The organism is Plantibacter sp. CFBP 8798, from assembly GCF_014841195.1.
GTDB classification, from domain to species: domain Bacteria; phylum Actinomycetota; class Actinomycetes; order Actinomycetales; family Microbacteriaceae; genus Plantibacter; species Plantibacter auratus.
Genome location: NZ_JACYTS010000004.1, coordinates 349,667 through 373,016, shown reverse-complemented (window position 1 = coordinate 373,016; position 23,350 = coordinate 349,667). Strand labels below are relative to the sequence as shown.

General features: G+C 67.2%; 20 protein-coding genes. 11 read left to right on the top strand and 9 right to left on the bottom strand.

The features are described 5' to 3' along the window. The first annotated feature begins 218 nt into the window (after nt 1-218). Nucleotides 219-3,080: a hypothetical protein gene (locus IFU30_RS19345; protein WP_192006801.1), complete on the top strand. Its 2,862-nt coding sequence runs from the start codon at nt 219-221 to the stop codon at nt 3,078-3,080. On the opposite strand, the gene IFU30_RS19340 is transcribed toward IFU30_RS19345, so the two are convergent. The 4 genes from IFU30_RS19340 to IFU30_RS19325 form a co-directional block, all read right to left on the bottom strand. Beyond that, nucleotides 3,062-4,597, bottom strand: coding sequence for a glycosyltransferase family 2 protein (locus tag IFU30_RS19340; protein ID WP_192006800.1), 1,536 nt, complete (start codon nt 4,595-4,597; stop codon nt 3,062-3,064). The genes IFU30_RS19345 and IFU30_RS19340 overlap by 19 nt on opposite strands. Then, nucleotides 4,597-4,944, bottom strand: coding sequence for a hypothetical protein (locus tag IFU30_RS19335; RefSeq protein WP_192006799.1), 348 nt, complete (start codon nt 4,942-4,944; stop codon nt 4,597-4,599). The genes IFU30_RS19340 and IFU30_RS19335 overlap by 1 nt, the downstream gene beginning before the upstream one ends. 63 nt (nt 4,945-5,007) lie before the next feature. Further along, on the bottom strand, nt 5,008-5,748 hold the full coding sequence (locus tag IFU30_RS19330; protein WP_175117697.1) for an ABC transporter ATP-binding protein: 741 nt from the start codon (nt 5,746-5,748) through the stop codon (nt 5,008-5,010). Beyond that, nucleotides 5,745-6,581, bottom strand: coding sequence for an ABC transporter permease (locus tag IFU30_RS19325; protein WP_192006798.1), 837 nt, complete (start codon nt 6,579-6,581; stop codon nt 5,745-5,747). Before IFU30_RS19325 ends, IFU30_RS19330 begins: the two co-directional genes overlap by 4 nt. A gap of 113 nt (nt 6,582-6,694) precedes the next feature. Between IFU30_RS19325 and IFU30_RS19320 the strand changes: the two genes are divergently transcribed. From IFU30_RS19320 to IFU30_RS19285, 8 genes are all read left to right on the top strand, one after another. Then, a complete protein-coding gene (locus tag IFU30_RS19320) occupies nt 6,695-7,630 on the top strand; it encodes a class I SAM-dependent methyltransferase (RefSeq protein WP_249404930.1) in 936 nt (311 codons plus the stop codon). Nucleotides 7,631-7,710: 80 nt separating this feature from the next. Continuing rightward, the gene (locus IFU30_RS19315; protein WP_175117700.1) at nt 7,711-7,971 is read left to right on the top strand and encodes a hypothetical protein; all 261 of its coding nucleotides are present in this window, start codon (nt 7,711-7,713) and stop codon (nt 7,969-7,971) included. Nucleotides 7,972-7,973: 2 nt separating this feature from the next. Next, a complete protein-coding gene (locus tag IFU30_RS19310; protein WP_192006797.1) occupies nt 7,974-9,413 on the top strand; it encodes a glycosyltransferase in 1,440 nt (479 codons plus the stop codon). Between the two features lie 17 nt (nt 9,414-9,430). Beyond that, a complete protein-coding gene (locus IFU30_RS19305; protein ID WP_175117702.1) occupies nt 9,431-10,669 on the top strand; it encodes a glycosyltransferase in 1,239 nt (412 codons plus the stop codon). Next, entirely contained in the window at nt 10,662-11,591 is a 930-nt protein-coding gene (locus tag IFU30_RS19300) for an NAD-dependent epimerase/dehydratase family protein (protein ID WP_192006796.1), read from the top strand. The genes IFU30_RS19305 and IFU30_RS19300 overlap by 8 nt, the downstream gene beginning before the upstream one ends. Nucleotides 11,592-11,700: 109 nt before the next feature. After that, a complete protein-coding gene (locus tag IFU30_RS19295) occupies nt 11,701-12,171 on the top strand; it encodes a hypothetical protein (RefSeq protein WP_192006795.1) in 471 nt (156 codons plus the stop codon). Continuing rightward, nucleotides 12,171-14,450 carry a hypothetical protein gene (locus IFU30_RS19290; protein ID WP_192006794.1) on the top strand — a complete coding sequence of 760 codons (2,280 nt, stop codon included), beginning with the start codon at nt 12,171-12,173 and terminating at the stop codon, nt 14,448-14,450. Before IFU30_RS19295 ends, IFU30_RS19290 begins: the two co-directional genes overlap by 1 nt. A 40-nt stretch (nt 14,451-14,490) precedes the next feature. After that, nucleotides 14,491-16,518 (top strand): DUF7657 domain-containing protein, encoded by a 2,028-nt coding sequence (locus tag IFU30_RS19285; protein WP_192006793.1) that lies wholly within the window; start codon nt 14,491-14,493, stop codon nt 16,516-16,518. Between the two features lie 17 nt (nt 16,519-16,535). Here the strand turns inward: IFU30_RS19285 and IFU30_RS19280 are convergent, their stop codons facing one another. Genes IFU30_RS19280 through IFU30_RS19265 form a run of 4 tightly spaced genes read right to left on the bottom strand, consistent with a single transcriptional unit; the run spans nt 16,536 to nt 20,015 of the window. Then, nucleotides 16,536-17,498 carry a glycosyltransferase gene (locus tag IFU30_RS19280; RefSeq protein ID WP_192006792.1) on the bottom strand — a complete coding sequence of 321 codons (963 nt, stop codon included), beginning with the start codon at nt 17,496-17,498 and terminating at the stop codon, nt 16,536-16,538. Between the two features lie 2 nt (nt 17,499-17,500). After that, on the bottom strand, nt 17,501-17,947 hold the full coding sequence (locus IFU30_RS19275; protein ID WP_192006791.1) for a GtrA family protein: 447 nt from the start codon (nt 17,945-17,947) through the stop codon (nt 17,501-17,503). After that, on the bottom strand, nt 17,944-18,912 hold the full coding sequence (locus tag IFU30_RS19270; RefSeq protein WP_192006790.1) for a Gfo/Idh/MocA family protein: 969 nt from the start codon (nt 18,910-18,912) through the stop codon (nt 17,944-17,946). The genes IFU30_RS19275 and IFU30_RS19270 overlap by 4 nt, the downstream gene beginning before the upstream one ends. After that, a complete protein-coding gene (locus tag IFU30_RS19265) occupies nt 18,909-20,015 on the bottom strand; it encodes a DegT/DnrJ/EryC1/StrS family aminotransferase (protein ID WP_192006789.1) in 1,107 nt (368 codons plus the stop codon). The genes IFU30_RS19270 and IFU30_RS19265 overlap by 4 nt, the downstream gene beginning before the upstream one ends. Nucleotides 20,016-20,114: 99 nt before the next feature. Between IFU30_RS19265 and IFU30_RS19260 the strand changes: the two genes are divergently transcribed. After that, nucleotides 20,115-20,753, top strand: a complete 639-nt coding sequence (locus tag IFU30_RS19260) for an acyl-ACP--UDP-N- acetylglucosamine O-acyltransferase (RefSeq protein WP_192006788.1) — start codon at nt 20,115-20,117, stop codon at nt 20,751-20,753. A gap of 92 nt (nt 20,754-20,845) precedes the next feature. After that, nucleotides 20,846-21,682 carry an LPXTG cell wall anchor domain-containing protein gene (locus tag IFU30_RS19255; RefSeq protein WP_192006787.1) on the top strand — a complete coding sequence of 279 codons (837 nt, stop codon included), beginning with the start codon at nt 20,846-20,848 and terminating at the stop codon, nt 21,680-21,682. 42 nt (nt 21,683-21,724) lie between these two features. On the opposite strand, the gene IFU30_RS19250 is transcribed toward IFU30_RS19255, so the two are convergent. Beyond that, nucleotides 21,725-23,290 carry a DUF2142 domain-containing protein gene (locus IFU30_RS19250; RefSeq protein ID WP_192006786.1) on the bottom strand — a complete coding sequence of 522 codons (1,566 nt, stop codon included), beginning with the start codon at nt 23,288-23,290 and terminating at the stop codon, nt 21,725-21,727. Nucleotides 23,291-23,350: the final 60 nt, after the last annotated feature.

Genomic DNA, 23,350 nt, shown 5'->3' with positions numbered 1-23,350 from the left:
ACCTTCTCGGGTGGCTCCGGACACAACCCTCCCATTATCCCCGAGGTCGGCGGAACCCGGCCCACCGAGCGGCACCGCGCCTGGCTGGCATACTTGACGGGGCTACCCGAGCCGACCCGGTGTGAAGGAGCAGGACGATCGATGTGAGTACGGCTCCCGCCGTGGACCGAGACGACGACCGTGACGCTCGCGGGAGCCTGGTGATCCGGTGGCTTCGTGTGACCGTGTCCATCGTGGCCTGGGGCGCGCTCGTCGTCTTCACCCTCCTGTCGATCGGTGGTCCACTGATCGGGAGTGGGACCTTCCTCGGAACCGACGTCCTCCGCGTCCTCCCACCCTGGACCTCCGCGTTCGGTCACTCCCTCGCCGTGACCAACGGCATGATCGGCGACACGGTCGACACCGTCACCCCGCAGGCCTGGTCGATCGTGCAGGCAGCGAAGGATGGGGTGTTCGCGGCGTGGAATCCCTGGGTCGGCGGCGGCACGGAGCTCGGCGCGCTGCCCAACTCCGGTGTCTACTCGCCGATCTCGATCGCCTGGTGGGTGGTGCCGTTGGAGTACGCACCGGGCGTGACGAAGCTGATCGAGATCGCCGTCTCGACGCTCGGGATGTCGCTGCTGCTCCGCCGGCTCGGTGCTCCGAACGCCGCCTGGGCGATCGGCAGCCTCGTCTTCGTGAGTTCGGGTTTCATGATCGCCTGGACGAACTGGCCGCAGACGCGCGTGGCGGCGTTCATCCCGCTGCTGTTCTGGGCCCTGGACCGCGCCGCAGTGGCCAGGCGGCTCCGAGACGCGGTGCCGGTCGGTGCCACGCTTGCGGCGATGTTCCTCGGAGGGTTCCCGGCGGTTGTCGGGTATGCGCTCTACGCGGGCGGCACGTACGTCATCGTGCGCTCGCTGGTAGCCGACCGCAGACTGCGGGGACTGCTCCGCGCGGCGCTCGTGAGCGCGACGGGGGTCGTCCTCGGCGGTCTGCTCGCCGCCGTCACCCTCGTCCCCTTCGCGATCAACGCGTCGAGCGTCCTCGACTTCTCGGTCCGAGAGCAGACGCCGGCCGATCATCTGCAGGTGACTGACCTGGCCTCGGCCGTCGTGGCGCAGTTCGTCGGGTTCGAAGCGACCGGCGCCACCTGGGGCGACGGATCGCCCATCGAACGCCTCTCGTACGTCGGTGTCGTGGCGGCCCTGCTCGTCCTCGCAGCGATCCTTCTGGTTCCGGGGCGTGGCGGGCGGCGCCCCGTCCTGTGGTACTTCGTCGGCGGGCTCGCTCTGTGCGGTGTCCTGATCTACATCGGCGGCCCCGTCCTCGCTGCCGCCCAACACCTGCCGATCTTCTCGAACAACCCGATCGGGCGCCTGCGCGTGATGTTCGGGTTCTTCGCGGCCGTGGCGGCGGCGCTCGGGTTCGCCGCCGTCGGCGGGCGGTTGCTCGACGGGGCGTCGACCGCATCGACCTCGCGCGTCGACCCGACGACTCCGGTCGAGTCCCGACGCACCAGGTGGGCCCGTCGGACGTCGGCCACTGTGGTGGTCCTCGCGATCATCGTGGGCGGCGTCTTCGTCCTCCGCGACGCGATGGCGCTCGTGCCGAGCGAGTACCGCAGCTATATCCGAGACGCCTCCGTCACCGCCGCGTGGATCGGCTCGGTCGCGGTCATCATCGCGCTCGTCGCCCGGTTCGGCCGGCTGAGGCCACTGCGGCTGTCGGCACTCGTCGTCGTCCCGGTGCTCGTCGCTGCGCCGGCGCTCACGCTCGCCGACACCTGGTGGCCGATTTCGCCGACGACGACCGTGTACCCGGCGACCCCGGCGCTCGACTACCTGGCGGACCACCTCGGCGATGAACGCTACGTCAGCGTCGATCAGGCGGGCTTCCCGGGCACGAACGCGATGTACGGGCTCCGCTCGGTGGACGGTCACGCTTACCAGACCTCCCAGTGGAAGGACCTTCTCACCGAGATCGACCCCGACATGCTGCTCACGCCCACCTACTCGACCCTGCCGTCGGCGCAGCTGGGCTCCTCACTGCGTTCGTCAGTCCTCGACCGGCTCGGGGTCCGGTTCGCCCTCCTCGGGCCAGGAGTCGCCGTTCCCGGCGTCGTCACCGAGGAACTCGCCGGCGGCGGAAGCCTCGAGTTCGATGGATCGGCGCCCATCCGTTCCGGAGTCAGGACGGGCCCCGTGCGTGCCGTGACGGTCCAGTTCGACGGCTCGGCCGCGCCGGTCGACGACGTCGAGCTCACGACCGATATCGTCGATGCAACCTCGGGTGAGTCGATCACGACGACCTCGACCTGGCAGCCGATGCTGAGTGGCTCTCAGAACATCGCCGTCGACGGTGACGAGATCGCCGCGGGCAGGGCGTGGTACGCGGTCTTCTCCATCGATCGCGGCCGGTCCTCGCTCCTCGCGGCCGGTGGCGACCCGACGGTCCCGGCGATGTCGACGACCGCTCCGGCCGACGACGACCTGAACGTCGTGCACACGGGCGATGCGACCATCCTGGAGCGAGCCCGTGCGCTGCAGCGTGTCCGATGGGCGTCGAACGCGGTCGTCGAGACGGACCCGGAGCGGCGGGTGTCGATGCTCGCGGACCCGGACCTCCCCGGTTCGACCGTGGTGCTCGAACACCCGTCCGATCTCCCGCCAGGGACTGCGGAGCCTGCTATGGACGATGACGCCGTCCCCGCAGAATCGGCCGTCACCCGGGTCGAAGACACCGGGGTCACGGGGGACATCCGGGTCGAGACGTCCGGGATCGAGGCCGGCTGGGTCGTCTTCGACGATTCACTCCGCCGTCCAGGATGGAGCGCGACGATCGACGGGACGTCCGTGCCGTTGCTCGATGCTGAACACGCGGGCGCTGCGATCGCCGTCCCGCCGGGTGACCACGACGTTGAACTGGTCTATCGTGCCCCAGGCCTCGCCGCAGGCGCGGCGATCTCTCTCGCGACGATCGGCCTGCTGCTGCTCTGGTGGATCGGCGTACGCGTCGTCCGTCGAGCCCGTCGGCCGGGCGACGTCGGGGTCGAGAACGACGCGGAGCCGAGGGTGGGCGGTCAGACGACCGGCGTGTAGGGGTCGCGACCGAAAGCCACCCAGCGCGCCAGCAGGATCTCGACCTCGTTCCGTGAGAACTCGGGTGCCCGGGACTTCGACTCGAAGTGCGAGAACTCGACGCCTGCAAGCCAGAGCAGACGGTAGCCCACGGAACGGAGCTTGAGCGACAGGTCGACGTCGTTGAAGTTGATCGGCAGACCCTCGAAGAATCCGCCCACCTCCTCGAAGACCTCACTCCGGAGGGCGACGCAGGCGGCTGTGAGACCGGAGACCTCACGGTTCACCTGGAGGGCCCCGAACCCACGATCATCGTCGGTCGCGCCGAGGAAGGCGTGGGTGAACTCGTTGTCGTTGTACCGGTGCCCTGCATGCTGCAGTGAGTCGTCCTCGTATCGGAGTTTCGCGCCCGTCATGCCGACGTCGGGTTCGCGCAGCGGTGCGATCAGGCGGTCGATCGCGTCTGGGGTGATGAGCTCGGTGTCGTCGTTGAGGAAGACGACGATCTCGCCGTGCGCCGCCAGGAAACCGACGTTGCACTTCCGGCTGAAGTTGAACGGTCCGTCGAAGGGCACGAGCCGGACGGCATCGGGCGAGAGACCGACGAGTGCGTCGAGCACCGGCGCCGGCGTGTCGAGGTCGTGCACGATGACGACTTCGAAGTGGTGGATCGTCGGCGCAGCCAGCACCGACCGCACGGCTTCCAGCACGAACACGCGTTCCGATCCGAAGACCGTGCCAGACGTGCCCCGGGTCGGGATCACGATACTGACGTGGCGGGGGTCGCCGGGGTGTCGATGCACCCCGAACGTGCCCGGTAGGGGACCGAGCACGGCGGAGGCCGCGATACCGCGGCGATCCAGTGCCGCCTGCACGGCCTGTCGACCGAACTCCCAGCCGACCGGATCGGTGGTGTCGGAGAGGGTCCGTCCACCACCGGCCACGCGGTACAGGGCGTGTGGAACGTGGACGACCCGCTGGGCCTGCTCGGTCGCGCGGAGCACGAAGTCCTGAGGTGCCGCTTGTTCGAAGCGCTCCTCGAAGTCGCCGATACGGTCGGCGAGGGAGCGGGAGACGACCGCGAGACGGAGGGCGTAGGGCTGACCGAGCAGACGCTCAGGAGACCACTCCGGCTTCGTGAACTCGGTGGTGGTCGTGTCGTCGCCGACCCGGACGTGTTCGTCGGAATACAGGAAGTCGGCGTCCGGGCAGGACGCGAGGGCCGCGGCGATCCGCACGACGGCGTCGTCACGGAGTGAGTCGCCCGGTCGGACGAGCGTCACGAACGACCCGGTCGCGGTCCGCAGAGCGAGGTTCATCGATGCGATCGCGGAGGCGCCCGGCTCGGTCCGCAGTGAGCGGACGCGGGGGTCGTCCGACGAGCGGTGCTCTGCGGCGCCGACGACGAGTACCTCCCAATCGCTCGAGAGCTGCGCGGCGAGGGATCCGAGCGTCGCATCGAGCGCGTCGGGGTCGGCGACGCCCTCGACGACGATGAAGGAGATCAACGGACGGACGTCTGCGTGGGCCTCGGTCATCAGGTGCGATTGCCCAATCGCTTGACGAGCCGGGCCGGCGCCAGCAGCGCCTTACCCACACCCCAGGTGGCGGATCCGGTGAACTGATGGCTGAGATCGGACAACGCCTGGACACGGGCTGCCTCGACGGCCGCGAGATCCTCCGCATGACGGCGGCGGAGTTGCTCGAGTTCCAGCGCGGCGCTCGCCTCACCCGCGATCCGGGTCTCGCGCTCGCGATCCAGAGCGGCTTGTAGCGCGGCCGCATGGCCGGCCTGGGCGATCAACTCGTCTCTGAGCTGGAGAATCACGTGGGCGAGGGTGTCGGAGTCAGCTCCGGACGGGCGATGGTCGGTTGCCGTCGACATCGGGGTCCTTTCTTCGGGGGACACCCGTAGCGTACCCGAGGGGCATCTGTGCTGCCTGGCCGCCTACGGCTGGTGGGGGTAGGACTGTTCGTACGCCGCGATCACGGAATCCGCCTCGCCGACGAGTTCGAGGTTCCCCTTGTTGATCCAGGCGGCGTGGTCGCACATGGACTTCACGGAACCCATGGAGTGGCTCACCAGGATCACCGTCTTGCCCGCAGCCTTGAAATCCTCGAACTTCTGGAAGCACTTCTGCTGGAACTCCGCGTCGCCGACGGCCAGGACCTCGTCGACGACCAGGATGTCCGGGTCGACGTTGATCGCGACTGCGAACCCCAGACGCACGTACATGCCCGAGGAGTAGTTCTTGACGGGCTGGTCGATGAACTGCTCGACACCCGAGAAGGAGACGATCTCGTCGAACTTGCCCTGGATCTCCTTGCGGCTCATGCCGAGGATGGAACCGTTCAGGAAGACGTTCTCGCGTCCGGAGAGTTCCGGGTGGAACCCGGAACCCACCTCGAGGAGCGCGGCGACCTTGCCGTTGGCGGTGATGGTGCCGGTCTCCGGGTAGAGGATCTTGGCCAGGCACTTCAACAGGGTCGACTTGCCCGAACCGTTGCTGCCGATGAGCCCGAACGTCGAGCCGGTCGGGACGTCGAAGCTGATGTCGCGGAGGGCCCAGAAGTCCTCGTGCACGGAGATCTTGCGACGCATGATCGCCGACTTCAGGCTCTGGTTCCGCTCGTGGTACAGGCGGAACTTCTTGCTCACGTCGTCGACGTGGACTGCGATGTCGGTCATAGGATCTCCGCCAGTCTCTTCTCTTTCCGTGCGAACACCCACATGCCGACCAAGAGGGCGACGACGGCCCAGGCCACGCATGCGAGGACGTCGGCAGGGTCGGGGAAACGGTTGTCGTACATGAGGTTCCTGAACACGTCGACGAAGTGCAGCATCGGGTTCAGCTCGTAGATGTCCCAGACGGTGATCGGTGTTCCGAACAGCCCTCCGACGTTCTTCGACGCATCGCTGACCAGGGTGGACGGGTACACGATCGGCGTCAGGTACATCCAAATCTGCAGCACGATGCCCAACAGGTATTGCGTGTCCCGGAAGTAGACGTTCGCCACGGCGAGGATGAGACCCACGCCGGTGGCGAACACAGCGAGCAGCGCCATCATCAGGACGACGAGGGGAAGCCAGGGGAGGACGAACGATCCGACGATGAGGAGTGCGATGGTCAGGACGGCCATCTCGAACAGCCAGTTGTACCCGACCGTCAGCACCGACGAGATCGGGAGCACCATCCGCGGGAAGTAGACCTTCGTGATGAGCCCTGCGCCACCGACGATCGAACCCATACTCGTGCTCAGGGCCGTGGAGAAGAAGGTCCACGGCAGCAGTCCGCACAGGAGCCAGATGGCGAAGACGTTGACCCCGCTGGGGTCGCCGGGGCTCGGCTGGACGCGGAAGATGAAGGCGAACACGAAGGTGTACACGAGCATCGAGGCGAGCGGGCTGGCGAGTGACCACAGTCGTCCGAAGATGGTCCGCTTGTACTGCCCGCGGATGTCTCGGAGGGTGAGATTCGCCAGGAGTTCCCTGGCGGAAGCCAGATCCCTGAGATACTGCATTGAGCCTCGATTGTGCATTCGGGAGATGATTCGACGACGTGAACCACGTCAATCTACCTTAGCTTTCCTGGACATCGCGCCGACGGCACGACCCACCCCCGAGAAGGAGCCTCATGAGCCATGCCGACGAAACCCGACCCGTCGTCGGAGACCCGGTGATCGGGTCCCCGTGGATCAGCCCGGCCTCCTACTGGATGCCGAACCACATCGTCCAGTCCGCCTGGTTGGAGCACGCGCCGTTCGCCTTCTGGATCGTGGACGCCTTGCGTCCCGCCAGCTATGTCGAACTCGGGACGCACAACGGCTTCTCCTTCTTCACCGTCTGCGACGCGGTGACGCGCCTCGGCCTCGGAACCGCCTGCACCGCCTTGGACAGTTGGGAGGGGGACGATCAGGCGGGCTTCTACGGCGAGGACGTGTACCAGTCCGTCCGGACCATCCGTGACGAGGAGTACGCGGAGGTGGCGACTCTGCTCCGTGGCTACTTCAGCGACAGCGCCGACCACATCCCGGACGGATCGGTCGACCTCCTGCACATCGACGGTCGGCACGGTTACGAGGACGCGGTGGAGGATTGGGAGACGTACGCACCGAAGCTGTCCAATCGCGGCGTCGTCATGTTCCACGACACCTTCGAGTTCGAGAACGGCTTCGGGGTCCACCGACTGTGGGCGGAACTCGTCGAGCGGTTCCCCGACACGAGCTTCCAGTTCGAGCACGGCCACGGACTCGGGGTCATCGGCGTCGGTGACGAGCTGCCGGAGTCGGTGAGCGCGTTCTTCCGTGCTGCACGCACGGACGCCGAGCGCGTCCGAGCCGACTACCACCACCTCGGCCGTGCAGTGGCGGTCCGATACGAGGAGGACCTCGACTACCGCAACCGTCTTCACCTGGCAGCCGAGGCGGTCACCGAGGCCGAAGCTCGACTCGCGGTCACCGAAGACCGCGTCGCACAGGCCGAGCGCGATCGTGCGGCCGTGCTCGACAGCACCTCCTGGCGGGTGACGGCCCCGCTCCGCCGAGTGGTGCACGGCCTCAGGCGTTCCTGAGTGCGCCCAGAGGGCCCCTCGGAGCCCCGGTGTTACACTCGACCAGTTCATCCGGCAGACGCAGAGCGAGGCCCATCACCATGTCAGCTGACCGTCCGACACCTGAACGGATCGTCGAGGAGCGTCGCGTGCTCGAACTCGTCGACCGCATCCTCGGTCTCGAAGCCGAACTCGCCCGGGTCTCCGTCTACAACAACCCGACGCGCGAGCAGTTCGAGGCCTTGGAGCGCGAGAACGAGGGGCTTCGGCAACAGGTGGCGGCCCTCCACACGACGCGCACCTGGAAGGCCGGACGTGCCGTACTCGCTCCGCTCCGGATCGTGTCGCGAGGCCGGAGCTGACGGTGCCAGCTGTCACGCCCGAAACCCTGACCATCCTGGCCGCCGGGTTGCCCGACGGCGCTCTCGCCCGACTCCGCGATTCGTTCCCGGCCGACGCCGGTGAAATCGTCGCCCTCGAATCAGACGATGCCTCGGTCGTCGGTGCCGCGATCGATCTCGTGTCGACGCCGCTGGTCGCCGTCGTCTCCCGGCCGCTCGTGTTCGCGCCCGGTGCCGCCGCCGACATCGCGAAGACCTTCATCGCCCATCCCGAAACCGAGGTCCTGTACACGGACGAGGGCTTCGTCACCGAGGCCGGTCGTTCCGACGTCCTGAAGCCGGACCCAGCACCGGAACGCCTCCGGAACCAGTACTTCTGGGGCGACCTCGTCGTCTTCCGGACCGGGTCCCTCCGTCGGCTGGGAGGCCCGCGCGAGGGCTTCGCCGACGCGACCGCCTACGACCTGGCGCTGCGAGCAACTCGTGCGGGGCTGTCCATCCGTCATCTGGCCACCCCGGCAGTCGTCGTCGACGCGGAGGCCAAGCTCGGCGCCCTCGACGAGTCCAGCGTCGAGCCGGCGCGCCGCGCTCTGGAGCAGCACCTCAGCGCCACCGGAGGCGGGACCGTCCGCTCCATCGGACGCGACGGGGTGCACGACACCGTGCGCCCCGTGCAGGGTGAACCGCTCATCTCGATCGTCATCCCGACGCGTGGTCAGTACCTCCCCGGGTCGACGCGCAGTTACCTCGTCGACGCGATCGAGAGCATCGTCGAGCGGAGCACCTACGGGAACTACGAGTTCGTCGTCGTCGTCGACGACGTGGCGGATGCCGGGGTCATCGACCGCGTCGCGGAGCTCGCCGGCGACCGACTGCACCTCGTCACCTGGACCGAGTCCTTCAACTTCTCGGGCAAGATCAACCTCGGCGTCCTCAACGCCGTCGGTGAGTACGTCCTGATCCTGAACGACGACGTCCGCGTGCTCACGCCTGACTGGCTCGAGGCCATGCTCGCGCTCGCCCAATTGCCGAACGCCGGGATGTCCGGCTGCATGCTCTACTACGAGGACGACACCATCCAGCACGCCGGTCACCACTACTGGCGTGGCGACACCATCCACGTCGGAATGAACCTTCCACGGGGCACCGCCGGGCCGACCGACGGCTATCGGGTCGAGCGCGAGGTGGTGGGCATCACCGCAGCGTGCGCCATGATGCGGCGCTCCGTGTATCTCGAGGTCGGGGGTATGACCACGCTTCTCCCGGGTGCCTTCAACGACGTCGACCTGTGCCTCAAGGTGTTGCAGCAGGGATACGACATCCTCTGGACGCCCCACGCCGAGCTCTACCACTACGAATCGAAGACACGCGACGCCCGCGTCCGACACTACGAGGTCGCGACCGCGTGGGGTCGCTGGGAGCACCGCATGCACCAGCCCGGCTACTGGCCGTACCCTGTCTAGGTGACAGAGAAAGAATCATGAGATCCCTCCTGCGTTACCTCAAGGTCAGCCTCCATGTGCTCCGGCACGAGGGCCCACGGCATTTCGTCCGCCGAGTGCAGATGAACCTGCGCGCCCGGGTCAAGGGCAAGACGATCTACCTGCCGGTCATCATCGACGACGCCATCGCCGTCGACTGGACCGAGCCCGGCCCGCAGCTGCTGGATCCCGTCGTCGTCACCGACCGGAAGTCGCACATCGCGTGGATCATGTCGCCCCCGAGCGCCACCAGCGGCGGTCACCAGAACCTCTTCCGGTTCATCGACTTCGCTGAGCAGGCAGGTCACACCTGCAGCATCCACTTCTACAACAGCATCGGGGTCGTGGTCGATGTGCGCGACATGCGTCGCATGCTCACGCAGTCGCACGCCTACCCGGACGTCAAGGCGAGTTTCCACAACTACGACCCGAAGCGCGGCGTCGGCCCCGGGCACGACGCGCTGTTCGCGACCGGGTGGGAGACCGCTTACCCCGCGTACACCGATCCCTCGAACGCGAGGCGGTTCTACTTCGTCCAGGACTTCGAACCCTCGTTCTACGCTGCGGGGACCGAGGCGATCCTGGCCGAGAACACCTACAAGTTCGGCTTCCACGGCATCACCGCCGGCGGCTGGCTCTCGACGAAGCTGCATGACGAGTACGGCATGCCGACCGATCACTTCGACTTCTCCGTCGAGCGGAAGTACTACTCCGTGACGAACCGCGAGCCGCGCAAGGAGATCTTCTTCTACGCGCGCCCGGTCACGCCACGCCGCGCCTTCGAGCTCGGCGTCATCGCGCTGACCGAGTTCGCCAAGCAGCGGCCGGAGTACATCATCAACATGGCCGGATGGGACGTCTCGGACTGGGACATCCCGTTCGAGTACAACAACCTCTCCGGCCTCGAGATCTCCGAGTTGAACGCCATCTACAACCGGTGCGCCGCTGGCCTGGTCCTCTCGCTCTCGAACATGTCGCTCCTCCCGCTGGAATTGATGGCGAGTGGCGTGGCCCCGGTGGTCAACGACGCCCCGAACAACCGTCTGGTCTCGGACAACCCCTTTATCGAATACGTGCAGCCCGCTCCCGGTGCGATCGCGAAGCGGCTCGTGGAGGTCGTCGATCGTCCCGACGCGGTCGCGCGATCCATCGCGATGTCGGAGTCGCTCGAGAACACGACGTGGCAGGACAGCGGCCGCCAGTTCGTCGAGGCGTTCGAACGGGCAATGCGTGGCTAAAGCACTCGTCATCGGCGCCAACGGCTTCATCGGGTCCCACCTGGTGGACGCCCTGGTCGCAGACGGGCACGACGTGTCCGCGTTCGACCGCTTCAGCAGCGGGGAGCCGAGCTACCGCTCCTCCGGTGTCGAGCTATTGCGCGGGGAGTTCCTCAGTCGCACCGACCTCGACTCCGCGGTTCGCGGCAAAGACCACGTCTTCCACTTCCTGTCGACGACGAATCCCGCGACCGCCGAGGCGGATCCGACGCTCGACATCCGGACGAACGTCGCGCAAACGGTGGAACTGCTCGAATCGTCGGCCGCAGCCGGTGTGGGGCACTTCTACTTCGCCTCGACCGGTGGAGCGATCTACGGGCCGCAGGGCAAGGAGAGCTACGGCGAGACCGACCGTGCGCTCCCGGTTTCGCCGTACGGCATCGGCAAGTTGACGATCGAACACTACCTGCACTACTTCCGGACCATGCACGGGCTCGACTCCACGAGCCTGCGGATCTCCAACCCGTACGGCACCAGGCAGCACCCCCACAAGAAACAGGGTCTCATCCCGATCGCGTTGCGACAGGTGGCGATGGGGGAGACCACGGTCCGGCTCGGCGACGGCTCGATGGTCCGTGACTACATCTACGTCGAGGACGCGGTGCGCATGATCACCGCGATCGTCGGACGTGATCGCCGACACGACCTCTACAACATCGGCAGCGGGGCGGGCTACTCGATCAACGAGGTCTTCGACTCGCTCCGTCGGGTCACGGGCATCGACTTTCCGATCGAGGACCGACCGGCGCCCCCGACCTTCGTCGACCGCGTCGTGCTCGATGTGAGCCGGTACACCGAGGAATTCGGAGCGCCGTCGATCGTCGACCTCGACGACGGCGTCCGCGCCACCTACGAGGAGCTGCTCGTCTCGTTGCGTGACTGATCCCCTGGTCGCGCCCGTCGCCGCACCGATACCGCCCAGGTGTCGCGGTGGTGTCGACGGTACCGCTACCCTGAACGGGGGTAGTAGCTGTCGAGGAACGAGGAAGAGCATGCCGACACGGATGTCAGGGGGAGCCGCGGTCGCCGCGGGCATTCTCGTCGTCTTCGGCCTCGCCGGATGCACGTTCGGAGGCGACACTCCCGATCCGACGGGTTCATCGACCAGCATCGCGCCTGGCGTCGAGCCGACGGACAAGGGTGACGCGACACCTGAACCGGACCCGGCGGACGCCGTCATGAGCTTCGCCGGCGTCGATGTCGACGGCACGCAGGTCTCCGCAGCCGGCTACGTCCAGGGGCTCCTCGAAAACGGAGGGGTCTGCACCTTCACCTTCACCGGTCTGGGTGAACCGGTCTCCGTCGCCTCCGAAGGGATCGCGGACTCGAGCACGACGAGCTGCGGTACGGTGTCGGTCCCGATCGCGCAACTCCCGTCGGGGACCTGGTCGGTCACCCTCAGCTACACGTCGGCCGCCGCCGGCACTCTCACTTCGTCTGCTCTCACTGTGGAGGTGCCGTGATGCGTTTACGGATCCCAGCTGTCCTTGCTTCGATCGCGCTCCTCGCCGGTCTCTTCACCGTCGCGCCGGTGGTCGCACAGCCCGCTTCGGCGGCAGTCGCGAGCGACTTCCAGGCGGGCAACATCATCAGTGATGCGCTGTTCTACGACGGTGGAGCGATGACGGCCGGGCAGGTGCAGGGGTTCCTCAACTCAGCACGCCCGTCGTGTCGTTCGGGCTACACCTGTCTGAAGGACTACGGGCAGGCGACACCGAGTCGCGCCGCCGTCGCAGGACGCTGTGCGGCCTACGCAGGATCAGCGCTCGAGTCTGCCGCGACGATCATCGCCAAGGTCGGCGCGGCGTGCGGGATCAGCCAGAAGGTCCTCATCGTCATGCTCGAGAAGGAACAGAGCCTCATCACCGATGACTGGCCATCCGCTCGGCAGTACCGGAGCGCGATGGGCTACGGATGCCCGGACACCGCGGACTGCGACACGAACTACTACGGGTTCTTCAACCAGGTCTACGCCGCGGCGCTGCAGTTCAAGAACTACCAGGCCAACCCGACGCGGTGGAACCACGTCGCCGGCCGGGTGAATGCGGTCCGGTTCAATCCGAACGCTGCCTGCGGGTCGAGCAACGTCTTCATCCAGAACGCCGCGACGGCCGGCTTGTACAACTACACGCCCTACCAACCGAACGCCTCCGCGCTCGCCAACCTGTACGGCACCGGCGATGCGTGCGGCGCCTACGGGAACCGGAACTTCTGGCGGCTCTACACCGACTGGTACGGGTCGACGACCGGCGGATCCAGCCTCATGAAGACGGCCGACTCCGCAGCGATCTACGTCGTCACCGACACCCAGAAGTACTACATCACCGACACCACCACGCTCGCCGCCTATTCGTCCCTCGGCGGGATCGCGACGGTCTCCCGGTCCACGCTCGACCGCTATCCGACGGCGGGCAACGCGACGCGGATCATCCGCTCGGCCAGTGGCGGCATCTACTTCATCGATGCCGGGATCAAGGTCGGGTTCTCAAGCTGCGGGATGGTCGTCGACTACGGCGGTTCGTGCAATGCGGGTGGCTACACCCAGTTGACGGATGCGCAGACGTCCCTCTTCGTGAGTTCCGCAGCCGTGGTCACTCCGGTCTTCGCGACCACCGCAGGGGCTCGGTACTATGTCACGCTCGGCACGAAGCGCGAGATCTCGGATGCGACCGCGCAGGCGGCGGCGGGGATCCCCGCGCCGATCATCGTGCTCACCGAGGACGGCATTGCCAATCTTCCGGACGGTGCGCCGATCGTACGCGACTCGATCTATCTGAACTCCCGAGGGCAGGGCGTGTACAACTACGTTGTGAGCGGGAAGACCTACACGATCGGAGCCGGTACGGCACCCACCCTGGGGCTCCCTGGCCGGTCGGCGAGCGCTCTCTGGCCGCGGAACGTCGCGAAGCTCGGAGCGGGCGGTGCGTTCACCGGTGCGGTCGTGTCGACCGCAACGACGACGCCGCAGATCGTGACGGCGGCCGGTCGGTACTCCTGGCAGGGCGGTCCGTCCCTCGCGACGGTTCCCGCCACTCAGTCGTTCATCGACAGCTATCCGGCGCTGGGCACGATCGGAGACGGGGCCAACGTCAAGGGGGCGACATCTGCCGTCTACCTGCTGACCGGTGGGAAGCTGCGAACGTACACCTCGTGGAACGCACTGGTCGCGATGGTGAACAACGCCAACCCGTCCATCATCACGCTGCCGCCACCGGTCATCGGTCAACTGGCCTCAGGCGCACCAGTCCTGACCCCGGGCTCCTTGGTGCGCACCGAGAGCTCGAACACGGTGTACCTCATCGACGGTGCCCAGAACCGCGTTCCGGTCTCGAGCTTCGACTACACCACGGCGCTCGGCTTCACCGGGACCTCGTTCGTCGCTCAGGCCCACCTCGACGCCTACACCGTCGACCCGGCACCGCTCGGCTTCGGGATCACCTGCAACGGTCAGGACTACCTTGCAGCCGCCGGGACGATCCACAAGCTCGACCCCTCCCTGAAGAGCCTGTACCCCATCCGGTTCACGGCGTTGTCGCCCATCACGTGCGCTCTCCTGACTCCGGGTATCGACGCGGGTAAGTTCGTCCGGACGCCGAACGGCACGATCTACCTGCTCGAGGGAGGCACCAAACGCGGTATCTCCTCGATGGCTCGGTTCGCGGAGCTCGGAGGCGTCGTCGGTGCTTGGTTGGACGTGCCGTACACACTGTCGGATCAGTTCCCGGTCGGCCCGAACGCGTAGCCGGCAGGTGCCGGGTCGCGTCCCCGGTAGGGTGGGGAGAATGCGTGCCCCGACCGTCATCAGTACCTGGCAACGGCGCTTCGCCGACGCTATGGAGCCCACGACCGAGGGGCTGCCGAACCGACGGACGCTCATGGTGCCGCTTGTCGCGCTCCTCGTCGTCTTCATCGCGCTCGTCGCAGCGGGTATCACTGGGAGTTCGAGCGGCATCCTCAACCAGTCGGTGAACTCTGCGGCTGATCCGAACCTCCTGGCCGGTGAGCCGCGGAACATCAGAAGCGATGAGTGGTCTGTTCAGACCTCGTGGGTGATCTCGCAAGTGGAGCAGGGCCTCCCGGTCGTGAACGAGAACTTCCCCGGTGGCATGGACTCCACCGTGCAGAACGATCTTCCGAGCGGTGACTGGTCGATGGCGTTCCGGCCCCACCTGCTGGGTTTCAGCGTCCTCCCGCTGGACAACGCGATGGCCGTCCGGTGGTGGCTCCCCGCGTTCGCCATGCTCGCTGCGGTCTATCTGTTCGCCATCACGCTCCTGCCGCGTCGGCCGCTGACCTCCGTCCTGTTGTCGGTCGGCTTCTTCTTCGCGCCGTTCTTCCAATGGTGGTATCTCCCCATCACCTTCTGGCCGGTGGCCTGGGCGTTCCTCCTCATGGCCGCGGTCGTCTGGCTTCTCCGGACACGTCGACTGCTCCCGAGGATCATGCTCCCGCTGCTCGTCGGATACACCGCCGTACCGGTCGGGATGGGCGTCTACGTCCCGTTCATCATCCCAGCGACACTGGTCGCCCTCGCCTTCTGCATCGGGTTCGTCGTGACGCGGAGCAGCTCCTCGATCTCCGGTATCGGAAGCCGCTTACGGTCGCTGTGGCCGATCTTCGTCGCCGGTGCCGGGGCGGCCGGTGTCCTCGGACTCTGGGTCGCCACCCGTTGGGGCACCATCCAAGGGTTCACCTCGACGGTCTATCCGGGCGAGCGGCTCCAGAGCACCGGGGTCGCCGGTCCCAAAGAACTCCTCTCCCTGTTCTCCGGACCCTTCACACGCTGGCTCGGCGAGGCCGAAGGGGTGCCCTTCGGCATGAACGCCTCGGAAGCATCGACCTTCATCCTGGCCGGTGTGTTCCTCGCTCTGCCGATCCTGTGGCTCATCGTCGGTCAGATCCGCCGGAAGCTCCCGCTCGATTGGGCGTCAGCCTCGATGCTCATCCTCCTCGTCCTCATCGCGGCATTCATGTTCGTGCCCGGATGGGACGCGATAGCGCACCTCCTCTTGCTCGACCGCTCTCCCGTGAGCCGGATCCGCCTCGCTGTCGGCATGATCGCCATGGTGTTGACGGTCCTGCTCATCGTGCGACTCGACGAACGTCGGCGGGCCGGGGAACGACGTCTGCCGCTCTGGGTGCCGGTGTCGACGACCGGGCTCGCCGCTGCGACGACCGCGGCCATCGCGTGGTATGTGCTCCGGTACGACAACATCCTGACCGCCGGGACGCTCTGGATCGGGATCGTCCTCCTGTCCGTCGCCACCGTCTGGTGGTTCGTGCGTGGTCCGGTGGCGGTCGGCGCGGCGGCGTTCGCACTGGTGTCACTGCTCGTCGGCGGGAACGCGAATCCCGTCTACGTCGGTGTCTACGACCTGAACGGTACGACCCTCGTGAAGACGATGAAGGAGATCGACGCTGCGCGTCCGGGGGCCTGGGTCGGCGCCGGAAACTCCGGTCTGCTGGGGGTCACCCTCGTGCAATCGGGCCTGACCTCCTTCAACGGCGTGCAGAGTTTCCCTCCCACGAAGATGTGGCGGATGATCGACCCGAATCGCGCCTCCGAGAACGCCTGGAACCGGCTCGGCAACGTCAGCTGGGGCGTCGGCGAAGGCCCGCCGTCACCGTTCAACCCGACCGACGATCAGATCCGTCTGACCTTCGACTCCTGCAATTCGTTCGCGCAGGAACACGTCAGCTACGTCCTGTCGGAGTTCCTCATCGAGCAGCCGTGTGTGCAGCTCATGCGGACGGTGCACCAGGGCCCGTCGACCTTCTACATCTTCGAGGTCGTCCCGGGTTCTGACTGAGACCCGGGGAGGATCCGTCACACCGAGTCGTACGGAGGGTGCGTCGGTGTCTGCGGGCTGGCCTGGATGTCCAGCTGCAGAGCACTGATGAGCATCTGCGTCCCGATCATGAGGGGGAGCGCGGCGAGCATCACCGTCGCGGCAGTCGCGACCACCGACGCGGCGACCTGGAAGCACACCCAGATGGCGACGGCGAGACCGAACACGAAGAGCACGAGTCCGAGACTCAGGAGCAGCGCGATCGGTGAGAAGGACCACAGGACGTAGCGGTACCAGATGCGGCGCCAGAACCCCTGCGTGAGCAGGCTGAGGAGCTCCGGGACGACGCGGCTGAGCTTGATGCTCGAGACCTCGTCACCGTAGACGGCGGGGATGGGCACGTCGACCGCGGGTACCTGCAGGATGTTGAGGTGGATCAGGAAGTCGTTCTCGAAGCTGTACCGGCGCGAGACGTGGTCGAGGGGGACCCGACGCAGCTCGGAGGTCCGCACCGCGGTGTAGCCGTTCTGCGGGTCGAAGAGGTGCCAGTACCCGGAGGCCAGTTTGGTCATGAACGAGAGGACGATGTTCCCGAACACACGGTAGCCGGGCATGCCGTGGAAGGACTCGGGCGAGAAGAACCGGTTCGCCTTCGCGAAGCCGTAGCCGTCGGTCGTGACCTTCGTCAAGAGCTCGGGAAGGTATTCGGGGTCCATCTGCGCGTCGCCGGCCATGATCACGTTCACGTCCGACCCGAGTTCCATGGCGCGGCGGTGTCCGGTGATGATGGCGCCACCGACACCCTGGTTGACCTCGTGGCGGATGAGGGCGACGCGGGGATCGGCTGAGCGGCTGACGACGCCGCTCGTGTCGTCCGGGCTGCAGTCGTCGACGATGACGATGTGGTCGACGAAGTCGGGCATCGTGTCGATGACCGTCGAGATCATCTTCTCCTCGCGGTAGGCGGGGACGACGGCTGCGATGGTTGCTCCGTTGAACACGGTCACTCCTCCTGGAGGCCGGCGGGGCCGGCGGGGGTGTCAGGGCGATGGGCGAACACCCAGTACCGGTAGGCGAAATAGTTCCAGATCGTCGTCGCGACGGTCGCGACGACCTTGCCGCCGATCCATCCGGCGAACGTGGTGTCGATCAGTGACACGATCGCGGCGGTCGCGATCGTGTTGAAGACGACGAGGATGGCGTACTTCACGAGCGCACCGCCCTGCGGGGCTTGAGACCCGAACGCGAACACGCGCTGCATGGAGTAGGTGTAGACGAAACTCAAGAGGAAGGCCACGACCGTCGCGACCGGGAGCGGCCACCCGAGGACCGTGTAGAACAGCGCGAGCAGACCGAGGTCGACGAGGAACGCCGAGCCTCCGACGAGGAGGTATCGGACGCCGCTGTTCCAGACCAGCTTGCGGAGCCGTCCTGGTCGGGGAGTGGTCACGCCCGCGCCAGGGCGCTGTCGAGCACCTGGGCGATGACCTCGTGCGGGGGCAACAGGCTCCTGCGCTCGGTGGCCGCGTCCTCGACGCCGTCGATGATCCGGCAGAAGTGGGCGAATTGTGCCGTGAGGGGCTCGATGCTCGTGACCATCTCCGGGATCTCGATGACGGTCTGCTGGCGGTAGCCCCGGTTGGCGCCGCCGACGAGGTCCTCGGAGATGTGATGGTAGACCGTCACGTCCCGGCGGAGGAGGTCGATCTCGATGAGCCGCTCGCGCTCGTAGACGGAGACCTGCCGGATCTTCTTCTGGCCCATGCGGCTCGCGGAGATGTGCGCGATCGCGCCGGTGTCGAACCCCAGGACCGTCTCGGCCACATCCTCCGCTCCGCGCTCGGAGCGCTCGTGGAAGAACCCGAGCGAGGAGGCCACGGAGGTGGTCTGCCCGCCCGCCAGCACGATCGACAGGTCGACGTCGTGCACGAGGAGGTCCCACGCCACACCGGTGCGGATGCGCGGTGCGTAGGGCGAGTGGCGTGTCGCCGACAGGTGGACGGGTGACTCGATGAACGATCGGGCCGTCAGCACCGCCGGATTGAACCGCTCGAGCAGACCGCACATGAAGGGGAGGTCAGCTGCATCGGCGGCGGCGAGGATGTCGCGTGACTGCCCGATGTCGGCGGCGATCGGCTTCTCGATCAGCAGCGGCGTACCGCTCTCCAGCACCTGCATCGCCAGGGGTTCGTGGGCCTCGGTGGCGGCGGCGACGATCACGCCGTCGATCTGCTGGAGGTCCGGCAGCTCGGGAGACCAGTGCGCGCCGTATTGCTCGGCGAGGCGGCGACCGACGTCCTCGCGCGGGTCGACGAGGACGGCGAGATCGGCGAGATCGGATTGCGCCACGACTCTGGCGTGGTTGCTGCCCATCATCCCCGCACCCACGACCGCGAACCGCTTCCGGGCGCTCATCGTCCACCTCCGGCGACGGCACGGACCGCTTCGACGATCGTCGTGATGTCCTCCTCGGACAGCTCCGTGTGGACCGGGAGGGAGAGGACCTCCGACGCGACACGAGCTGCGACCGGGGTCGCGTCGGCGATGACGTCGGGCCGGCCCTGGTATGCCTCGGCATCGATGATCAGGCCGGGGTAGTAGATGCCGCTGCCGACACCTCGTTCGGCCAGCGCACCGACGAACGCGTCCCGCGTGACTGCGGACTCGCTCGTCACCCGGATCGTGTACTGGTGCCAGACATGGTCGCGATCGGCGAAGGTCGCGGGCGTGACGATTCCGCGCACGTTCTGGAGGCCGCCGGTCAGGGCCGCCGCGTTCCGACGTCGCTGTGCGACGGTCTCGGAGTAGCGTTCCAGCTGTGGGAGGGCGAGCGCCGCATGGAGGTCGGTGAGGCGGTAGTTGTTGCCCGCCATGACGTATTCGTACCTCGCCCGCATCCCCTGATTGCGGAGGATGCGGAGGCGCGCGGCGATGTCGTCGTCGTCGGTGGTGATCATGCCGCCTTCAGCGGTCGTGATGTTCTTGGTGGCGTAGAAGGAGAACGTGCCCATCCCGTAGCTGCCGGCTGCTCGTCCCCGGTACCGTGCGCCGTGCGATTGCGCCGAATCCTCGACCAAGCGGAGCCCGTGCGCAGCCGCCAGGCGCTCGATGGGCTCCATGTCCGCCATCTGGCCGTACAGGTGCACCGGCATGATCACCCGCGTGCGGTCGTTGACGAGGCGCGCCACGGAGACCGGGTCGAGTGCGAAGTCCGTGTCGTTGATGTCGGCGAACCGCACGGTCGCGCCCGCCTGCAGGATGGCGTTGACCGTCGCGACGAACGTGAACGGGGAGGTGATGACTTCGTCGCCGGGCTCCAGGTCCAGTACCTGCAGCGCGGCGACGAGTGCCGTCGTCCCGTTGTTGACCGCGACCGCATGTCGGGCATCGTGGAGCGCGGCGAACCGGGCTTCGAACTCGGCGACCACGGGTCCCTGTGCGATGACGCCGGATCGAATGACGTCGAGCACCCGACGCTCCTCGGCTTCGCCGAATCGGACCGTGGTGATTGGAATCATGTCGCCTCGTTCTTACGTGCACGGGGGACGTCCCCCAAAGGGATACGATACCCGCTATGCGTCGGCTGTGAGCGACGCGCGTCCTTCTATGCTGTGGGCATGAACACTCTCCACCCGACGGCCATCATCAGCGGCGAGGTCACGATGGGGGAGGGCAACGTCATCGGCCCGTTCGTCGTGATCACCGGGCCTGTCTCGATCGGCAACGGAAATTGGATCGGAACCGGCGCCGTGATCGGAGCCCTCCCTGAGGTCCGGGCCTTCCCGCACATGGCGGACAGCGGGTCGGATGGCCCCGACGAGCCGCTTGGGGTCCACATCGGTGACCACACGGTGATCCGCGAGTACAGCCAGATCCATCAGGGATGGCAGGCGGCCACGGTCATCGGCGATCGCGCCTTCATCATGAACCAGTCCTACCTCGCGCACGACTGTCAGATCGGCGCCGACGTCACCATCGCCGGGGGCGCGCGTCTCGCAGGCCATGTCCGCGTGGGCGACGGCGCCAACATCGGTCTCGGCACCCTCGTGCACCAGCGTCGGGAGATCGGCCGGGGTGCCATGGTGGGAATGGGGTCGGTCGTCACGCGGGATGTCCCGGATTTCGCGAAGGCGTACGGCAATCCGGCCAGGGTGCACGGCCTGAACCTGCGCGGCGCGCAGGCCGCCGGCTATCAGGAGGAGGACCTCGTCCTGCTTGCGGCAGCGTTCGACCCGTCGGGCAAGGGGTCACGCTAGTATCAGCCATCGGACAACTCGGGGGGACGACGATGTCGATGGGGAGTTCCCGCAGATCGCTGCTGCTCAGGAAGCAACGGTACGGAGCCGTCGTGCTCGTTCTCGCGATGGCGGCTGTGCTCGCACCGGGCGGTCTCTCGCCGGTGTCCGCGACGTCTCGATCCGCCGTCGAGGTGCCGCCGGTGGCATCGGAGGAGGTGGCCCCGGCCGCAGTGCTGCAGCCGCCCGTGTTCACCTCTCCTGACGACGGCGAACGCATACCCGGCGTTCTGTACGGCATTCTCGGCACCGGTGTTCCGGGGGCGACGATCGCGCTCGACGGCGGAGGCACGAGGACGGCCGTCGTCCAGCCCGACGGAACCTGGTCGGTCCCGTTCATCCCGCCCCTGTTCCCGTCGAACGAGTACGACTTCAGCGCGACGCAGACCGTCGGAAGCGAGACGTCCGAGCCCGCGTTCCTGTCGTTCTCGCTGTACTTCCCACCTCGGATCCTCTCACCCGTCGACGAGTACGTCTTCCCGTTGAGCGAAGCTCCCGTCGAGGTCGCCGGGGTCGGGGCCCAGGGGTCGATCATCCGCGCGGTCCTGGACGGCGTCCCGCAGACCGCCGAGGCGACACCGAACGCCGAGGGGGTCTTCCAATTGCGGTTCGATACCGCGGTCGGTCCTGGAGATCACGAGGTCAGCGTGACAGAGGAGCAGGAGGGCGGCATCTCGAGCCCGGTCGCCCACACGTTCACGGTCGAGGCCGGGCCAGCGTCGGCGGCGTTGCCGGATGCCGGGTCGGACGACGGTGTACCCCGCCTTCCCGACACCGGTGTCGAGGCATCACCGCTCGGGCTCCTCCTGGTGGGCCTCGGGGGAGTCGTCATGGCCGCCGCAGGGTGGTCGCGACGCGCTCGGAACCGTCAGCGCACGCACGCGATCTGACCGCGGCTGTTCCCGAAGCTTCAACCGTCGGGAGACGTCGGCTCACGCGTCGAGACGGGGGCGGCTGTCCTGCTCGACGGCGTGCGATGGCTCCACGACCGGAGCCGCGCGGAACACTCGCCGCGCGAGCAGCACCCACACGATCATGACGAGCGTGAAGAGCACGACGAGGCTGTTCCAGCCGAACGGCGGTTCCCAGCCGTCGTCGAAGAGCATGGCCGAGAGGCTCCCGTTCGCTCCGACGATGTAGCGGCGCAGCACCATGAAGAACGCTAGGAGCTGTCCTGCCGCCAGGAGGACGTAGCCGCCCGTCACGAATCGCGACAGCTTCGCGTCAGCGCCGATCCCGGCGTCGTCGAGGGCGAGCCCGGCGACGATCAGTAGACAGACCAGGATCGCGAGCATGTACCGGCCCTGCCAGATGAAGCCGTACTGCGTGTACACGCCGATCTGCGTGATCGCGGGGACCAGGACGGTGACGGCGAGCAGAACCCAGACGGCCCAGCGGGTGCCCTTGCGTCCCCACAGGACCGAGGTCGCGAGCAGAAGCAGGATCGCGCCGATCCACGCGGCGATGGTCAGCGACGGCGCACCCGTGTCGACCCACCCGAAGAAGCCGATCATGCCGAACACGAAGTCGACGGTCTGCAGGAGGGTGAAGACGAAGACGAAGGCCAGGCCCACGATGCTCGGCTTCCCGGGTTCGGTCTCGGCACCGTACACCGGCGGGAAGACATACCAGAGCACGGTCAGGAGCCCGACGACGGCCAGCCCGCCGATGAGCGCCCACGCAGCAGGCTTCCGCAGCAGCTCGAGCGTCCGCTCCCTGCTCCCGAGCAGCATCGCGACGATGGCGATCACGAGCACCCACAGGAGCGAGATGCTGCGACCGGTCAGGAGGAATGATGCCGTGAGGAGGGCGAGACCAGCCTGCTCCCAGAGCCGTCGGCCGAGTTGCCTGCCGCGGAACGTGGCGAGCAGGGTCGCGAAGAGACCGCCTGCCGCTGCGGCTTCGAGTCCGTTCGGGTTGATGGAGCCGCCCAGGTACAGCACCATCGGGGTGATGGCGACGATCCCGCCGACGACCGCCCAACGGAACCGCGCGAGCAGGGTGAGCTGCATCACCATGATCGCCAACGCGAGCGAGCAGAGGGCTGCACCCGCGAGACGCATGCCGTAGAACGCCGCGTCACCCTCGAGGAACAGGGACGGCCAGCCCACCAGGGCGTAGAACACGGGCGAGTTGAGGCCGGCCGAGCTCCCGGTGGCGACCAGGTCCTGATCGCGGTCCCGGACGGCGTCCTGGCAGTCGGCGGTCTTCTCGGCGTCGAAGGCGAAGCACACGAGGTCGTGCGCGTTGGCGATGTTCTCCGGGACCGTCGCCTCGGCCAGCGTCGGGTTCTTGTCCCAGGGCTCCGAGACCAATTGGCCGCGAGCGACTGCGGCGGCCCGGATCGCATGCGACGGCTCGTCTGGGATCGAACCGATCGGCGAGGCGAGTGCCCAGAGGGCCGTGGGCGCGAGGATCGCGACGAACGCCACGAGGAAGGTGAGCCACCGCCGTCGCTCCCATCGCGTCGGACGGTCTGTGGGAGCGAGAGCTGCCATGCGCGAAGTGGTCCAATCAGAATGCGGGGCGTCACCGCCGTTCGTTCGCCGGTCAGTCTA